Source organism: Streptomyces sp. SCSIO 30461, from assembly GCF_037023745.1.
Lineage (GTDB): Bacteria > Actinomycetota > Actinomycetes > Streptomycetales > Streptomycetaceae > Streptomyces.
Genome location: NZ_CP146101.1, coordinates 936,669 through 953,468 on the forward strand (window position 1 = coordinate 936,669; position 16,800 = coordinate 953,468).

The 16,800-nt window shown below is 69.7% G+C and carries 13 protein-coding genes; 4 read left to right on the forward strand and 9 right to left on the reverse strand.

Translation table 11 applies throughout. The features are described 5' to 3' along the window. The first annotated feature begins 49 nt into the window (after window positions 1-49). Window positions 50-1,054, forward strand: a complete 1,005-nt coding sequence (locus tag V1460_RS04310; RefSeq protein WP_338672225.1) for a sigma-70 family RNA polymerase sigma factor — start codon at window positions 50-52, stop codon at window positions 1,052-1,054. 265 nt (window positions 1,055-1,319) lie between these two features. Here the strand turns inward: V1460_RS04310 and V1460_RS04315 are convergent, their stop codons facing one another. Beyond that, window positions 1,320-2,312: a YafY family protein gene (locus V1460_RS04315; RefSeq protein WP_338672227.1), complete on the reverse strand. Its 993-nt coding sequence runs from the start codon at window positions 2,310-2,312 to the stop codon at window positions 1,320-1,322. Window positions 2,313-2,375: 63 nt separating this feature from the next. Here V1460_RS04315 and V1460_RS04320 point away from each other — a divergent pair, with 63 nt between their 5' ends. Continuing rightward, entirely contained in the window at window positions 2,376-4,001 is a 1,626-nt protein-coding gene (locus V1460_RS04320) for an MFS transporter (protein ID WP_338672228.1), read from the forward strand. A 125-nt stretch (window positions 4,002-4,126) separates the two neighbouring features. Here the strand turns inward: V1460_RS04320 and V1460_RS04325 are convergent, their stop codons facing one another. The 3 genes from V1460_RS04325 to V1460_RS04335 form a co-directional block, all read right to left on the reverse strand. Then, complete coding sequence (locus V1460_RS04325; protein WP_338672230.1) at window positions 4,127-5,011, reverse strand: DUF6227 family protein; 885 nt, start codon at window positions 5,009-5,011, stop codon at window positions 4,127-4,129. A 191-nt stretch (window positions 5,012-5,202) separates the two neighbouring features. Further along, complete coding sequence (locus V1460_RS04330) at window positions 5,203-6,231, reverse strand: P1 family peptidase (RefSeq protein WP_338672231.1); 1,029 nt, start codon at window positions 6,229-6,231, stop codon at window positions 5,203-5,205. Window positions 6,232-6,447: 216 nt separating this feature from the next. Further along, a complete protein-coding gene (locus V1460_RS04335; RefSeq protein ID WP_338672233.1) occupies window positions 6,448-7,674 on the reverse strand; it encodes a low temperature requirement protein A in 1,227 nt (408 codons plus the stop codon). 160 nt (window positions 7,675-7,834) lie between these two features. Here V1460_RS04335 and V1460_RS04340 point away from each other — a divergent pair, with 160 nt between their 5' ends. Continuing rightward, window positions 7,835-8,047, forward strand: coding sequence for a hypothetical protein (locus V1460_RS04340; protein WP_338672234.1), 213 nt, complete (start codon window positions 7,835-7,837; stop codon window positions 8,045-8,047). Window positions 8,048-8,111: 64 nt separating this feature from the next. Here the strand turns inward: V1460_RS04340 and V1460_RS04345 are convergent, their stop codons facing one another. From V1460_RS04345 to V1460_RS04365, 5 genes are all read right to left on the reverse strand, one after another. Beyond that, a complete protein-coding gene (locus V1460_RS04345) occupies window positions 8,112-8,723 on the reverse strand; it encodes a hypothetical protein (protein ID WP_338672235.1) in 612 nt (203 codons plus the stop codon). 354 nt (window positions 8,724-9,077) lie between these two features. Beyond that, window positions 9,078-9,974, reverse strand: coding sequence for an S-methyl-5'-thioadenosine phosphorylase (locus tag V1460_RS04350; protein WP_338672236.1), 897 nt, complete (start codon window positions 9,972-9,974; stop codon window positions 9,078-9,080). A gap of 134 nt (window positions 9,975-10,108) precedes the next feature. After that, window positions 10,109-10,435: an FmdB family zinc ribbon protein gene (locus V1460_RS04355; RefSeq protein ID WP_338672237.1), complete on the reverse strand. Its 327-nt coding sequence runs from the start codon at window positions 10,433-10,435 to the stop codon at window positions 10,109-10,111. Between the two features lie 68 nt (window positions 10,436-10,503). After that, window positions 10,504-11,775, reverse strand: a complete 1,272-nt coding sequence (locus tag V1460_RS04360; RefSeq protein WP_338672238.1) for an MFS transporter — start codon at window positions 11,773-11,775, stop codon at window positions 10,504-10,506. 401 nt (window positions 11,776-12,176) lie between these two features. Then, entirely contained in the window at window positions 12,177-13,691 is a 1,515-nt protein-coding gene (locus V1460_RS04365; protein ID WP_338677886.1) for a potassium/proton antiporter, read from the reverse strand. A 258-nt stretch (window positions 13,692-13,949) separates the two neighbouring features. Between V1460_RS04365 and V1460_RS04370 the strand changes: the two genes are divergently transcribed. Next, window positions 13,950-16,760, forward strand: a complete 2,811-nt coding sequence (locus tag V1460_RS04370; protein ID WP_338672239.1) for a penicillin acylase family protein — start codon at window positions 13,950-13,952, stop codon at window positions 16,758-16,760. The last annotated feature ends 40 nt before the right edge of the window (window positions 16,761-16,800 follow it).

Consider the following 16,800-nt stretch of genomic DNA (forward strand, 5'->3'; position numbering starts at 1 on the left):
CTGAAGGGTGCCGCGACCTACTCAGTACCTACTCAGTAAGGGAGCACGCATGGCAACCCGTGCCGTCGCCCGTCGTCAGTCCGCCACCAGCGGGGCTGGGTCTGATGGGGCAAACAGCGTTCGCGCCGTGGGCGGGGAGATCGCCGACCGCGACCTGGTCGGCATGTATCTCGACGAGATCGCGCGCACGCCCCTGCTCGACGCCGCCAGGGAGGTCGAGCTTTCCCAGACCATCGAGGCGGGCGTCTACGCCAGGCAGATCCTCGATGGTGAGGCCGAAAGCAAGGCGGGCGGTGCCACGCGCGAGGAGCTCGAGGTGCTCGTCGCCGAGGGAGAGCGCGCCAAGGATGTCTTCATCAAGTCGAATCTGCGCCTGGTCGTGGCCGTGGCGCGGCGGTACCCGCGCAGTGGGCTGCCGCTGCTGGACCTGATCCAGGAGGGCAACGCAGGTCTGGTGCGCGCGGTCGAGAAGTTCGACTACACCAAGGGCTTCAAGTTCTCGACGTATGCCACATGGTGGATCCGCCAGGCCATCACCCGCTCCATCGCCGACCAGTCCCGCACCATCCGGCTGCCCGTCCACCTGGTGGAGGAACTGGGCCGGATACGCCGTGTGCAGCGCGAGTTCAACCGCGAGCACGGGAGGGAACCGGAGCCGGCGGAGGTGGCGCGGGAGCTCGGCTCGACACCGGAGCGGGTCACGGACGTGCTCGACTGGGCACGTGATCCGGTCTCGCTGAACATGTCGGTCGACGACGAGGGCGAGACCCAGTTCGGGGACCTGCTCGAGGACACGTCGGCGGTCTCACCGGAGCAGTCCGTGCTGACGCTGCTGCGCAGTGAGGAGCTCGACGACCTGATCGACCGGCTCGACCACCGCACGGCCTCGATCATCAGGATGCGCTACGGCATCGAGGACGGTCGCGAGCGCACGCTGACCGAGGTCGGCAAGGAGCACGGTCTGACGCGCGAGCGCATACGCCAGATCGAGAAGCACGCGCTGCTGGAGCTGAAGCGGATGGCTCGGGACACCGGGTTCGACGCGGCGGCGTGACAGCCCGGCACCGTGACAGCGCGGTGGCGCGACGCGAGGAGGCGGCGCGCAGCCCATGAGCGGACCCCGGCACCCTCCCCCCCGGTGCCGGGGTCCTTTCCGTGCGGCCCTCACCCTCTGGCCGGGCACCCTGCGGGTACGCGTTCCGCACACCCGGCCGGGTGCGCCGGCGAGGGGATCGCGAACCGCCCATGCGGCCCATGTACGTGTACGGTCGGCTCGCGCACCTCTCATGGATGTGGACAGGCGGCTCGCGCACGTCGTCTCATGGATGTGCACGGGACGCTCGCGAACCGCGCTCCGCGGCCCGGGTCAGCCGGGCGCCGAGCCTGGTGAGGTGGCCGGACAGCTCAGGGGGGCCGTGGACGGTGAACTCGCAGTCCAACAAGGCCAGTCGCAGCGCCAGCCACTCCAGCGAGTCCTGTGCGCGAGCGTGGAGACGGCAGCTCTCCGGGCCCGTCGGTTCCGGCGTGCCGAGATAGCCCGGAAGCCGGCCCGCTATGTGCTCCGCCGAGGCGTCGAAGCTCACATCGAGCGTGTGCTCGGGCTGGTTGCGGAACATGGAATGAGCCAGGAACGTCTGGGCGTCCCCCTCCGCCGGCAGCGTGCGCGCCGTGAAGCGGGCGCCCGTGGCGAACGGCTCGGTGATCCGGTCGACCCGGAAGGTGCGCCAGTCCTCCCGCGCGGTGTCGTACGCGACCAGGTACCAGCGCCGCCCGGTCGAAACCAGCCGATACGGTTCCACCAGTCTTCTCGACTCGGCCCCGTCTCCGGAGCGGTAGCCGAAGCGCAGCCGCTCCCGGCCGGTGACCGTCGATGCGATGGCGGTGAGCGTGTGCGGGTCCACCGTGGCGCCGTCGCCCCGGGTGAGCGGGATCATCGCGCTCTGGAGGGTGGAGACCCGGTGGCGCAGCCGCGACGGGAGCACCTGCTCCAGCTTCGCCAGGGCTCGCACGGACGCTTCGTCAACACCCTCGATGGCATGACCGGCCCCGGCCCGCAGCCCCACCGCGATGGCGACCGCCTCCTCGTCGTCCAGCAGCAGGGGAGGCATGGCCGCTCCGGCGACCAGCCGGTACCCGCCCGCGGACCCCTTCGTGGACTCGACCGGATAACCGAGGTCGCGCAGCCGGTCGATATCCCGGCGGATGGTGCGCGGGCTGACGTCGAGACGCTCTGCCAGCTCGCTGCCCGGCCATTCGCGCGGGGTCTGGAGTAGAGACAGCAGATTCAGCAGTCGTGCCGGGGTGTCTGTCATATGCGCCACACTGCCAGTCGTCTAGGACATCGCCTGACCTATATCGGGCGTAGGTTTCCCGGCATGAGTTCCCAAGCCGCCGTGCCCGCAACGGCCACGTCCCACTCCGCACCCGATCCCGAAGCCCAATCCGGCCACGCGCCGGATCCGTCGGCCGACCGAACGGCTGACCGGCGTCGCTGGATCGCCCTGGCCATCGTGATGACCGCGGCCTTCATGGACCTGGTCGACGTCACCATCGTCAACGTAGCGATCCCGAGCATCGAGCGCAGCCTCGAGGCGTCGTTCGGGGCGATCCAGTGGATCACCGCCGGCTATGCGCTGGCGTTCGCGGCGGGCCTGATCACCGGCGGGCGGCTCGGCGACATCTTCGGCCGCAGGCGGCTCTTCCTGATAGGCATCTCGGGCTTCACCCTCGCCTCCGCCCTCTGCGGGTTCGCCGTGGGTACGGAGATGCTGGTCGGGGCGCGGCTGCTCCAGGGCGCGATGGCGGCGATGATGGTGCCGCAGGTGCTCGCGATCATCCATGTGACCTTCCCGCCGCACGAACGCGGCAAGGTCTTCGGGATGTTCGGTGCGATCGTCGGGCTCGGCGCGGTGTCCGGGCCGTTGCTCGGTGCGCTGCTCACCCAGTGGAACCTCTTCGGCCTGGAGTGGCGGCCGATCTTCCTGATCAACCTCCCGGTCGGCATCGCGGGCGTCATCCTGGGCCGGAAGTTCATCACCGAGTCCCGCGCCGAGAAGGCCCTTCGACTCGATCTGGTCGGTGTCGTGCTCGCCACGGTGTCGCTGCTGATGCTGATCTACCCGCTGACGCGCGGCCGTGAGCTGGACTGGCCGCTGTGGGGGCATCTGAGCATGGTCGCGAGCCCCTTCATGTTCGCCGTGTTCGTGGTCTACGAGCGCTACAAGACGCGCAAGGACGGTTCACCGCTGGTGGAGTTGTCGCTGTTCCGGGTGAAGAGCTTCGCCGCGGGAATCGCGGTGCAGCTGACCTTCGGCGTGGTCATGGGCATCTTCTTCCTGGTCTGGACGCTGTACATGCAGGTGGGCCTGGGCTGGAGCCCACTGCGGGCGGGACTGACCGGGGTGCCGTTCTCCATCGCGGTGTCCCTGGCGGCCGGCTTGTCGGTGCAGCAGCTGGTGCCGCGGTTCGGACGCAAGGTGCTCCAGGCGGGCGCGCTGACGATGATGGCCGGGCTGCTGCTCTACATCTGGGAGGCCGACCGGTACGGCATGGGTATCAGCTCCTGGCAGATGGCTGCCCCGCTGGTGGTCATGGGGCTGGGCATGGGCCTCATCGTGGCGCCCCTGACCGACGCGGTGCTGTCCGATGTGCCGCGTGAGCACGCCGGATCGGCCTCAGGCCTGATCAACACCACCATGCAGACGGGCAACGCGCTCGGTCTCGGACTGGTCGCGGTGGTCTTCTTCGGTGTCATCGACGATGCGAGGCCGACGACACCGGCGGCGGTCGGGACTGCCTTCGCCGATGCCTTCCAGCACTCGCTGTGGTGGGTCGCCGCGGTCCTGGGCGTGATCTTCCTGGTGATGTTCGCCCTGCCGGCCCGGCCGAAGCAGCACATGGAATCCGGGGCGCTGGAGGACACGGCCGATGCGGAGGTGGGAGCGCCCACCGGGCTTCCGGAGCAGAGGCAGAAGCAGCAGTCGCCGACCAAGACCGGCTGAGCGGCGAAGCGGGGTGGGCGAAGCTCACCCGAGGGCCGCGCGGGACCCGGCCCCGGGAGCACTCCTTCCGGCGCCGGGCCGCTGCCGTGGTGGGGCGATCCGGAACGGTCGAGTCCCGTCCCGGATCAGCGCACCCGGGCACGGGCGGCACGGAGCTCGATCGCGCCGCGTGCCGTGCGCTCGTCGCTGTAGACCTCGCACATATGGCGGCCGTCCGGGGTCGCTGTGTGCTCCACTTCCCACAGGCTCAGCTCGGTCCCGTCGAGCAGTAGGAACGCGTGCTCGTAGAGCGTGAAGCCCGAGCCTCGGCCGCCTATGAAGCACTGGCGGCCGAAGGCCTGGCTGATGTGGTGGGCGAAAGCGGACCGCAGCAGCAGCGCCGTGTCCTCGCCCGGCCGATCGCGATTCTCGGCCCTGCGCAGTAACCGGCGGGCATGGTCGGGGGAGTTGTCCGGCTCGTAGGTGCGTGGCGGCGCGGCCCCGGGGCCGGCCAGCAACTTGCCGAGCAGCTCCAGATCGGCGTCCAGATCGTCCACCGCCCCGTCCGTGTCGGCGGGGCCGTCCGCGGTGCCGTCGCCCTCGGCGCACCTGCCGCCAGGCCCGGTCGTGCCGCCGGTGCTGCCCCCGGGACCGTCGGTGCTGTCCGCGCCGGTCGAGCCTCCTGGGCCGCTCGCGCCGTCGGACCTCCCTGGACGCATGGCCCTGAGCCGGGACGCGGCGACTCGTGCCTCCGTCTCCTCCGCGTACACCTCGTGCTGCTCGATGCCGTCCCGCCCGTTGTTGTGCACGAGCTCCCAGAGAGTGAGGGACGAACCGTCGGCCAGCAGATACGTATGTCGGTAGGTCGACCGGTGCAGCCCCCTGCTGTGCAGCGAGGAATGCAGCGAACTGGCGTGCGCCAGCGCGGATTCGAGCCGATCGACCATGGTGTCGGGAAGGTCGAAGGAGTTGAGTGCCCGACCCAGGAGCCGCTCGAGCTGCGTCTCGGTTGTCTCGTACGGATCGTTCAAGGTGGTTCTCCGGATCTCCAGGCCGTTGCCACACGTCACTTGGTGACTGCTTAACGTAGTCCCTGGGTCGGACATCGCGTCCCGGGTTCGGGAAAACGAACGGGGCATGGCGCAAAGTTTCCGCGTGTCGTTGTTTGCTCCTTCTCGTTTGCTCCGCTGCGCCTCAGCTCAACGTGGGTCCGCTGCTTGGCTCAACACGCGTACAGCTCCCGGTACGAGGGAAAGTCGCCCCCTGGGCCGGTTGCCGTCCGTGCCGCCAGCATCGCGCGCACGATCGCCCGCGTCACCACGTCCGCGCCCGCCGCGAGCACGGGGTTGAGGGCCAGCGGGGCGTCGCCCAGCGGACGCTCTCCGGTTGCGAGGGCGAACACGGTGTCCCCGTCGTTGAGTAGATGGACCGGGCGCACGGCGCGCGCGATTCCGTCGTGAGCCGTCCCGGCGAGCTTGTGCGCCTGCGCGCGCGTCAGTCCGGCGTCGGTGGCGACGACGGCCAACGTGGTGTTCAGCGGAGGCGCCCCCATCGCGTCCGCCGCCCCGGCGAGACGGTGCAGGGCCGCCGCATGGGTCTCCGCGGTGGGGTAGTCGGGCCGCTGCCCCGTGAAGTACCCCCCGTAGAGCACGCCCGTATCCGGATCGATCGCGGAACCGGCGGCATTGGCGACCACGAGCGCGGCGACCACCGTCCCGTCGGGCAGCCGTGTGCTCGCCGTGCCGACCCCGCCCTTGACACGTCCCACCACCGCGCCGGTTCCCGCACCGACGCAGCCCTCCTCAACAGGGGCACCCGCCTCCGTGTCCGCCGCTGCCTCCACCGCGGCCCGCCCCGTCTCCGCACCGGGCCTGGCCCGCCAGTCGCCTCCCCGGCCCAGGTCGTAGACACACGCGGCGGGTACCACCGGAACGACCTGCCCCGGCTCACGCCCGGCTTGGACGCCGCGGCCCTGTTCCTCCAGCCACGCCATGACACCGGACGCGGAGTCCAGCCCGTAGGCGCTGCCGCCGGTCAGCACGACCGCGTCGACGCGCTGCACGAGATTGCGCGGGTCGAGTGCATCGGTCTCCCGGGTGCCCGGACCGCCGCCGCGCACGTCGACGGCGGCGACCGCCCCGCCCTCCGGAGCCAGGACGACCGTGGTCCCGCTGAGCGCCCCCGGCCCGGGGTGGCGGGCATGTCCGACCCGCAGGCCGTGCACGTCGGTGAGTGCGTCGTTGAATGCCATGCCTTCTGCGTATCACGCGACTCGGGCCAACTGCCCTGCCCTGTGCCCACCTTGCCGGAATTCTGTCGGCCAGCCGCGCTTGGAGCCAGGCGCGCGTGGAACCAAGGGAAGCAAGGGAAACCAAGGAAGGGATTCGGACACGGTGGTCCTGGACACGTGGCCGGGGGCGGGGTGGCGGTGCCGTCGACCGTCGTCGGCTATACGCGCGGGCCGGTCTCACACCTCCAGCTCCGGTAGGCCCGGAGAGCCCGCCGTCTCCGGGTGTCCGCTCGCCAGGATCACACCGACCGTCACCACCGCCGCCATCACCAGCCCGGTGGCGAGCACGGCCCAGTGACCGGCGAAGGTGCAGGCGAGTACGAGCGGTACCGACACCGGGAGCAGCAGTTGCTGTGCGGTGGTCCGCTTGAAGTGCCGGGCGTGCAGGTACCAGACGGTGAGCAGGTAGAGCGCCGTGGGCACCGTGACCGCTGCCGCGGCACCGAGCACGGGGATGTGCGCCTTGCCCGCGGACTGCTCCACGGCGACCTCCAGACCTGCCCCGATCGCGGCTGCGGAGGCGAAGATCAGGAAGTGCCCGTAGCCCCACGGTATGGATTCGCGGTTGCCCCTGAGCCTTTCGTGCACGGGGACCGAGAAGTAGATCCACCAGGCCGCGAAGATGATCAGGATGCCGCCTGCCGCGATCGGCACCAGCTCGCCGAACTCCTCTACCTCGCCCAGTACGGACTGCACTCCGATCGTGGCCGCGAACATCGTCTCGCCCAACACGATGATGGTGAACAGTCCGTAGCGTTCCGCGATGTGGTGCGGATGCCAGGGCGTCTGATGGCCGCGCTCCGCGATCAGCGGCACGAGCAGTTCGGCTGCGGCGGCAAGCACGAACAACCAGCGCTTGGCGTCCTCCGGAGCGCTCAGCAGAGCGATCCAGGCTGCCTGGCAGACAATCACGCCGCTGGCGTATGTGAGAGCGGTGCGTCGGGCAGGCCCCGGAGGCTCGGAGGCGGCTGCCCGCAGCCACTGTGCGGTCAGCGCGATGCGCATCACCACATAGCCGACGACGGCGATGGCCCAGTCATTGTCGGCGAACGCCCTGGGCACACCGGCCGCGTAGATCAGCACCCCGCAGATCTGCACCAGCGTCGCGATCCGGTAGGGCACGTCGTCGCAGTCATAGGCGGACGCGAACCAGGTGAAGTTCATCCAGGCCCACCACACGCCGAAGAAGACGAACAGATAGCCGATGATGCCGTCGCTGACATGGCCCTCGGCGAGCGCGTGCACCAGTTGGATCCCGGCCTGTCCTACGGCCACGACGAAGCAGAGGTCGAAGAACAGCTCGAGGGGGGTGGCGGAGCGATGAGCTTCGTCCCGGCGGCGTGCACGCATACGGCGCACGGGCTTGAACCGGTCGTCCTGGGTCGAGGCGGGTGTGGACGTCATATGTCCAGCACAGCAGAAAGGGCTGAGTTCGCAGTCTTGGGCTCTGCTCCCCTCGGGCTGCTCGCTCTCCCCACGCGGCGGTCCCGTCGAGCACGTTCTGGGAACGTGCCCGTCATGGGCATGGCGGCTCCCGGATCCCCGCCCGGCATATTCTGGGCGTATGAGCACCGCTCCGAGCCCCCGACCGCGCGATCCGAACACACCGGGGCAGCAGCCCCGTCCCGCAGCGGCGTTGATCTTCGATGATCCGCTGGACCAGCAGTCATCCGACGACACGGACCGCGGATGGGGCGAGCGGCCCTCGACGACAGGCGCCACCGGCGCCGCGGATCTCGCGCGCTTCCTCGACGAGAAGCCTCCACACCACATCTGAGGCTGCGAGCTCCGAGTGCCCGGCCTTTGAGCCGTCGGCGTCCGGTCCTTCGGCTGCTGAGCCCTCAGCACAGCACCACCGCCAGGCGGGATGTCGCACCCGCGCCGGCCAGTGCCGAGGCGACGGGACGCGAGACCGAGAGCACCACCAGCGCGCCACCGTCCGGCACAGCCGTCTCGGGGCGCGGAACCCGCAGCACCGTCGCGCCGGTCGCGACGACATGGGCGCGGGCGCCAGGCGGAGCGCCCGGCCCGAAGCCGGTGGACTCGGTGGCGGCGATCACGTCGACGCGATCGCCGGGCCGCAGCAGGCGCACGGCTTCCGCGTCCGCGATCCGCACCGGGGCGGAGACGAACCGCACCGGAGGCGGCCGGTGCGTCGCGTTCCCCATGACCGCGTCCGCGTGCGGTGTCGGCCCGACGGCGTTGCCGAGGGCTTCGGGGCCCCATGCCGCGAGGGCCGCCGCGGTCACCGCGAGCCCGGCGGCCAGTGCACGCCGCCGTCGGCGCAGCGCGCGTCGCAGTCGCGGTCGCCGCCAACCGGACCGCACCGACAACGGCGGGAAGCACGGCATCCCCAGCGGCTCGGGCGCCGGTGAGGGCGGTGGCAGAGTCGGATCGCCCAGCACCGACCGGTGCCGATGTCGTTGCCCGTAGCCGGGTACGGGCAACGACACGGACCCCTGATCGGAGCCGTGAGGCGGCACGCGTTTGCGTCCGGGGTCGTGTCCAGGCCGCTGTCCCGGTTCGTGCCTGTGCCCGGGGTCGTGCACCGGTTCGTGCCTGTGGCCCTCCTGGTGCGTGCCCCGGTCGGACAGGGATTCCCGTGCCGCCGGTGAGGTTTCGTACTCCTGGTGGTCGGAGAACGGCGTCATCATCGGACCGCCTTATGCGAGGGTGCTGCGGAGCCGTTCCGCACGCCCCTCACGATCCACGTTCCACCGCCGTTCCGTCCGGGCCTGTGGATCGGTGGAGAGTTGTGGACAACTCGCTCACCCCGGGGGGGTGAACGCGGGGTGAGCAAAGGATCGTCAGGGCAGCTCTATGCCGGTATCCACGCCACCCAGCGCCTTCGAGCACAGGCAGGCGCGCTCACCGGTCGCCTGAAGCCCCGCCACCGCGTCGAACACGACCCCCCGGAGCCGGTCCACGTTCGCGGCGAAGACCTCCATCACTTCCCCGTGCGAGACGCCGTCGCCCGTCTCGGCCCCGGCGTCGAGGTCCGTCACCAGGGCCATCGACGTGTAGCAGAGCTCAAGCTCACGGGCGAGCGCCGCTTCCGGGTGCCCGGTCATGCCGACCACGGACCAGCCCATGGCCGCGTGCCAGCGCGATTCGGCGCGGGTACCGAAACGCGGGCCTTCGACGACCACCAGCGTGCCGCCGTCGACCGGTTCCCAGTCGCGTCCCCGGGCCGCCCCCAGGGTTGCCTGCCGCCCGACCGGACAGTAGGGGTCGGCCAGTGACACATGGACCACCTTGGGCACCGGGCCCTCCGCGAGCGGCTCGCCGTCATAGAAGGTGTCGGTGCGCGACTTCGTCCGGTCCACGAGCTGGTCCGGGACCAGCAGCGTGCCCGGCCCGTACTCCGACCGCAGACCGCCCACCGCGCAGGGCGCCAGTACCTGGCGTACCCCGACCGAGCGCAGCGCCCACAGATTGGCCCGGTAGTTGATGCGGTGCGGCGGCAGGTGGTGGCCACGCCCGTGCCGGGGGAGGAACGCGACGCGCCGACCCGCTAGCTCGCCGAAGAAGAGCGAGTCGCTCGGGCTGCCGTAGGGGGTCGGCACCGCCACCTCGGTCACGTTCTCCAGGAACGAGTAGAAACCCGAGCCGCCGATCACACCGATCTCGGCATGAACGCCGTTCTCTGCGTGAACGGATGTCTCTCGGGCGGTCGCTCGCTGTGCGTCCTCTGCGTTGGCCATGGCGATCACAGTAGCCGTGCCGCCACAAGCCGAAGGCCCCACCCGTCGCAAACGAATGCTCGACAACGGATGGGGCCTTGGAATGACCGTGGGCCGTATGCGCACCGCCGAAGCGGATCAGGCGCGGCGCGTGGCTAAGCGGCGGACGAACCGCTGGCAGCGGGCGTGCTGTTGGAGCTGCCCGCCGAATCCGAGGACCCGGAGGACCCGGAGTCGCCGGACGAGGCGGGCTTCGAGTCCGGGGCCGACTTCGCCGAGGAGGCGGGCGAGCTGCTCGACGACGAACCGCGGCTGTCGTTGCGGTAGAAGCCGGAGCCCTTGAAGACGATGCCGACCGCCGAGAACACCTTCTTGAGGCGGCCCTTGCAGTTCGGGCACTCCGTCAGCGCGTCGTCGGTGAACTTCTGCACCGCCTCGAGGCCCTCGCCGCACTCGGTGCACTGGTACTGGTAGGTCGGCACTTGTCTTCCTCCTGGCACTCTCACTCGATGAGTGCTAACGACGATCCATAGTGACGTATTCCGACGGATCAGTCCACTGCCACGGGCACGCGGTGACCGACGCCACGTGCGACGGTCCTGCTCGACGCCTGCGGAACCAGCCGTGAGCGCAGCGCGACCAGGGTGGCCAGCGCGAGTGCCGTTCCCACCAGCGGCACCAGGAACGAGGTGCCCGAACCGTGCGCGTCCGCCAACTGCCCGGCGACCGTCACCGCCGCCGCCTGGCCGAGGGCCACCGCGCCGGTCAACCAGGTGAAGGCCTCGGTACGGGCCGAGGCCGGTACCAGCGGTTCGACCAGCGTGAAGCCGGCGATCAGCGCGGGTGCGATGCACAGGCCGACGACCAGGCCGAGCACGCCGAGGGCGATGATCGAATCGGCTGTCCACAGCACGGACGCCGCCGCGGTCAGGCCCAGATACCCGACCACCAGTCGGCGGCGCGGTCCGGATTTCCAGGCGATGGCGCCCACGGCGATACCGGCCAGCATGTTGCCGGCCGCGAACATGCCGTACAGCAGGCCGTTCACGCCCGGCTGGCCGATCTCTTCCGTGAACGCGGCGAGTGAAACCTGCATCCCGCCGAAGACGGAGCCGATACCGAGGAACGTCACGGCCAGCACCCGTACGCCCGGCACGGACAGTGCGGAGACATGCCGCACCTGCTCGCCGGCGTCCGGGCGGCCGAACGGCGGCTGGGTGCGGCGCTGGGCGGCGAACAGCACTCCGCCGACCAGTGTGAGCGCGGCTTCGGTGATCAGGCCGGCAGCGGGGTGGACTCCGGTGCACAGCGCCGTGGCCAGCACGGGACCGACCACGAAGGTGAACTCGTCCGTGACGGACTCGAAGGCCGCCGCCGTCGGCATCAGGCGTGAGCCGCCGAGTTTCGCCGCCCAGCGAGCCCGCACCATGGGGCTGATCTGGGGTACCGACGCGCCCGTCGGGACGGCCGCCGCGAACAGCGCCCACAGTGGAGCGTCCGCCAGCGCCAGCGCGGTCAGCGTCGCGCCGGACGCGGCGTGTACGACCACCCCGGGCAGCAGTACGGCCCGCTGACCTCGGCGGTCGGCGAGCTTGCCGCTCTGGGGGGCGAACAGCGCCATGGAGACACCGGTGACCGCGGCCACGGCTCCGGCGCTGCCGTAGGAACCGGTGGTGTGCTGGACCAGCAGCACGATGCTGATCGTGAGCATCGCGAAAGGCTGCCGGGCCGCGAAACCGGGAAGCAGGAATGTCCATGCTCCGGGGGTGCGGAGCAGTTGCCCGTAGCCGGGGCGCTCGTCAGGGGAGACCGTGGACGCCACGGTCCTTGCCTTTCTGCCGCCTGGTAGCGCTACCCGGGGTGCCGGGGAGCAGCCGAGAGCTGTCCTCTTGCGCGTAACTGCGGTAGATACCGGTGCCCGCTGCAAGGGAGACTCGGTCGCCATACGGTCGCGCCAGCTCTGCGTCAGGCAGAGTTGGTCGTACTGTGTGCCTTCATGATACAGGGCTGAGAGGAGATCCTCCTCGGAAGTATTTGATGTATCGGGAGGATTCCTCGGATTGGCCGGGCCGCCGACTGCACGGGGCCGGACGAAGCCGGCCCCGCACAAGGCCGACGAACCCGGGACTGCGCAGGGCCCGGACGAACCAGGCGCTGCACAGGATCGGGACGAATCCGGGACTGGGGCCAGGCTCGGCCCCGGATTCCGGCGGGTAGGGGACTTCAGCTGCGGCCCTGCCCGGAGTTCCCCCGCCCGGTCCCCAGCCAGCCGGCGAGCTTTCCGCCCTGCCCGACGGCCCGCAGCCGCGCCTCCGCCGAGTCCCGTACCGGATCCGTCGCCACCACCAGAAGCTCGTCCCCGCGCCGCAACACGGTGGACGGCATCGGTACGAAGCTCTTGCCCTCGCGTACGACAAGGGTGACGGCGGCACCCGCGGGCAGTCGGAGCTCGGCGACCTCGACGCCGTGCATCCGCGACTTCGCCGGGATCGCGACGGAGAGCAGATGGCCGCGCAGCCGCTCCAGGGGCGCCGACTCGATCCCGAGGTCGGCCGCCTCGCTTCCGTCGCCGAGCCGCAGCGCCTTCGCCAGCCAGGGCAGCGTCGGCCCCTGCACCAGGGTGTAGACCACGACGAGCACAAAGACGATGTTGAAGATCCGCCTGCTGTACTCGACCTCGTAGACCATCGGGATGGTCGCCAGGATGATGGGCACCGCGCCGCGCAGGCCCGCCCATGACATGAGGGTCTGCTCCTGCCAAGGCATCTTGAACGGCAGCAGGCCGACGAACACGGACAGCGGCCGCGCCACCATGGTCAGCACCAGGCCGATGGTGACCGCCGTCCAGAAGTCGTCCATGAGCTCGTGTGGTGTCACCAGCAGACCGAGGAGCACGAACATGCCGATCTGGGCCAGCCAGCCGAGCCCCTCGGCGAAACCGCGGGTCGCTGGCCAGTGCGGGAGCTTGGAATTGCCGAGCACCATGGAGGCCAGGTAGACGGCGAGGAATCCGCTGCCGTGGGCGATGGCACCGGCCGCGTACGCCGTCACGGCGATCGCCATGACGGCGATCGGGTAGAGGCCGGATGCGGGGAGTGCCACGCGGCGCAGGGCGTAGGCGCCCAGGAATCCCATGGCCAGGCCGATCGCGGCGCCGATCGCCAGTTCGAGCATGATCTTGCCGATGAGGACGTACCAGTCCTCCACCGAGCCGGCCGTGGAGAAGGCCACGACGAGGATGACGACAGGGGCGTCGTTGAAGCCCGACTCGGCTTCCAGCACGCCCGTGATGCGCGAGGGCAGCGGCACCTTCCGCAGCACGGAGAAGACGGCGGCGGCGTCCGTCGACGAGACCACCGCGCCGATGATGAGCGCCTGACGCCATTCCAGTCCGACCAGGTAGTGCGCCCCCGCGGCGGTGATGCCGACGCTCACCGCGACGCCGACGAGCGACAGCGAAGCGGCGGCCGGAAGTGCCGGTTTCACCTCTTTCCACTTGGTGCCCAGGCCACCCTCGGCCAGGATCACCACAAGTGCGGCATAGCCGATCACCTGGGTCAGTTCGGCGTTGTCGAACTTGACGTGGAAGAACCCGTCCTGCCCTATGGCGATCCCGATGCCCAGGTACAGCAGCAGGCTCGGAAGCCCGCTCCGGGACGAGACGCGCACCGCCGCCACGGCGATGAGCAGGACGAGCGAGCAGACGAGCAGGAGTTCATTGAGCTGGTGGACAGTCAGTGGCCGATCCTTCCCCTCATGTCCGCCCCGCCGGAACGTTCCTTCGGGGTCGACATCTCGCCAGACACTTCGTTACCTTACCTAATCGTTAACGCTTTCTTGACGCCCCATCGATCAACTGGATCGCCAGTTCGATAGAAGGGGGTCTGATGGTGATGCCGATATGGCGTTACTGATACCGCGTCCGGGCAGGTTTCGCGCTGCGCCTATGGTTGCTCCAGCACTCCCCTGGACCACCCTGCCCCTTGAAGGACAGCGATGCCCTCCTCCACAGCCGCCCCAGAGGCAGCCGCCCCGGCGGCCGAGAAGCCCGCCAAGAAGAAGGGGCGACGCGCCCGTCTGATCGTGCTGGTGCTGGTGCTGGCGCTGATCGGGACCGTCGGCTGGGGCTCGTACTGGGGCCTGAGCACGGTGCGCGCCTCGTTCCCGCAGACGACCGGGACGATCAAGCTCCCCGGGCTGTCGGGTCATGTCGAGGTCAAGCGGGACGGCAACGGGATCCCGCAGATCTATGCGAGCAGCGATGAGGACCTGTTCCGCGCGCAGGGGTTCGTGCACGCCCAGGACCGCTTCTGGGAGATGGACGTCCGCCGCCACGTGACCGCCGGGCGGCTCTCTGAGATGTTCGGCTCCAGTCAGGTGGACGCGGACGCCTTCCTGCGGACGCTCGGCTGGCGCAAGGTGGCCCAGCAGGAGTACGACAACGTCCTGTCGGACGACACCAAGAAGTACCTCCAGTCGTACGCCGACGGGGTCAACGCGTATCTCGCAGGGCGGGAGAACAAGGACATCTCCGTCGAGTACGCCGCGCTCGGCTTCGCCAACGACTACAAGCCGGAGAAGTGGTCACCGGTCGACTCGGTGGCCTGGCTCAAGGCCATGGCCTGGGACCTGCGCGGCAATATGCAGGACGAGATCGACCGGTCGCTGATGAGCAGCAGGCTGAATGACAAGCAGATCAAGGATCTGTATCCCGACTACCCGTACGAGCTGCATCAGCCGATCGTCCAGAGCGGCGCCGTGGACAGCGAAAGCGGGAAGTGGGACCCCGATGCGGACTCGTCCTCGGGGGCGGGTGACGGCACCGGGGCGGGAGCGGGATCCGGCGCCTCCGGGTCGTCACAGGGCGGTCAGGGCGAGGGCGCGCAGTCGCAGCTGAGCGCGGCCTCGGTGATCTCCTCCCTGTCCACCCTCGCCGACTCCCTCGACGAGGTCCCGACCCCCCTCGGTCCCAGCGGCAACGGCATCGGCTCCAACTCCTGGGTCGTCTCCGGAGACCTCACCACCACGGGCAAGCCGCTGCTCGCCAACGACCCGCACCTCGCGCCGCAGCTGCCGTCGATCTGGTCCCAGATGGGCCTGCACTGCCGCACCGTCTCCGATGCCTGCACCTTCGACGTCGCCGGCTACACCTTCTCCGGCATGCCGGGTGTGATCATCGGACACAATCAGGACATCGCCTGGGGCTTCACCAACCTCGGCGCCGACGTCACCGACCTCTACCTGGAACGCGTCACCGCGGACGGCTACACCGCCGGGACCAAGGTCAAGCCGTTCACGACCCGTGAGGAGACCATCAAGGTCGCGGACGGCGCGAGCCACACCATCCTGGTCCGCGAGACCCAGCACGGCCCGCTGATCTCCGACCGCAGCGAGGAGATGGAGGCCGTCGGCAAGCGCGCCCCCATCGACGGCGCCGCCCCGGACCGCGGTGAGGGCTATGCCGTGGCGCTGAAGTGGACCGCGCTGAACCCGGGCAAGTCCATGGACGCGGTCTTCAAGATCAACCGGGCCAAGGACTGGAACGGCTTCAGGTCCGCGGCCAAGGACTTCGAGGTGCCGTCCCAGAACCTCATCTACGCCGACACCAAGGGCCACATCGGCTACCAGGCGCCCGGCAGGATCCCCGTACGCTCCGAGAAGTACGACGGCTCGATGCCGACACCCGGTTGGGACCCGACATCCGACTGGAAGGGCTACGTCCCCTTCGACGAGCTGCCGTACGAGTACGACCCGGAGCGCGGCTACATCGTCACCGCCAACCAGGCCGTCGTGGACTCCAGGACGTACCCGCACCTGATCACCAAGGACTACGGCTACGGCTCCCGCAGCCAGCGGATCAACGCTCTCATCGAGTCGAAGATCAAGGACGGCGGGAAGATCTCGACGGACGACATGCGGACCATGCAGATGGACAACAGCAGCGAGATCGCCAAGCTGCTCACCCCGTACCTGCTCAAGGTCGACGTCTCCGACCCCTATGTGCGCGAGGCGCAGAAGCTGCTCGAAGGCTGGGACTACACGCAGGAGTCGGACTCCGGAGCCGCGGCCTACTTCAACGCGGTCTGGCGCAACGTCCTCAAGCTCTCCTTCGGCAACAAGCTGCCCAAGGAGCTCAGGGTCAAGGGCGAGTGCCTCAATGTCCGTCCGGCCGACAGCACGGGCCCGGTGGACGATCTGAGCCGCCTCGTACGCGAGTGCGGTCAGCGCGACTCCGACTCGGCCCAGCCGGACGGTGGCGACCGCTGGTACGAGGTGGTCCGAGGGCTGCTGAGGGACGAGGCGAGCGAATGGTGGCAGACCCCCCCGAACCGCCAGGAGACCGCCACCGCGACCCGTGACCAGCTGCTGGCGCGCGCCATGGACGACGCCCGCTGGGAACTCACGGCCAAGCTCGGCAAGGACGTCTCCGGCTGGACCTGGGGCCGACTGCACCAACTGATGCTCAAGAACCAGACCCTCGGCACCAGCGGCCCGGGCGCGCTGCAGTGGATGCTCAACCGGGGCCCCTGGAACCTCGGTGGAGGCGAGGCCGCCGTCAACGCGACCGGCTGGAACGCGGCGGGTGGTTACGAGGTGATCTGGGTGCCCTCGATGCGGATGATCGTCAACGTCGGCGACTGGGACAAGTCACGCTGGATCAATCTGGCCGGGGCCTCCGGGCACGCCTACAGCCCGTATTACACCGACCAGACGGAGAAGTGGGCCAGGGGCGAGATGCTGGACTGGGCGTACGGGGAGCAGGCGGTCACCGGCAAGACGGAGGACACGCTGACCCTGAGTCCGTGACGGCGGGCTCAGCCCGGAGCCCGGGCGCCACAGGCTCCCG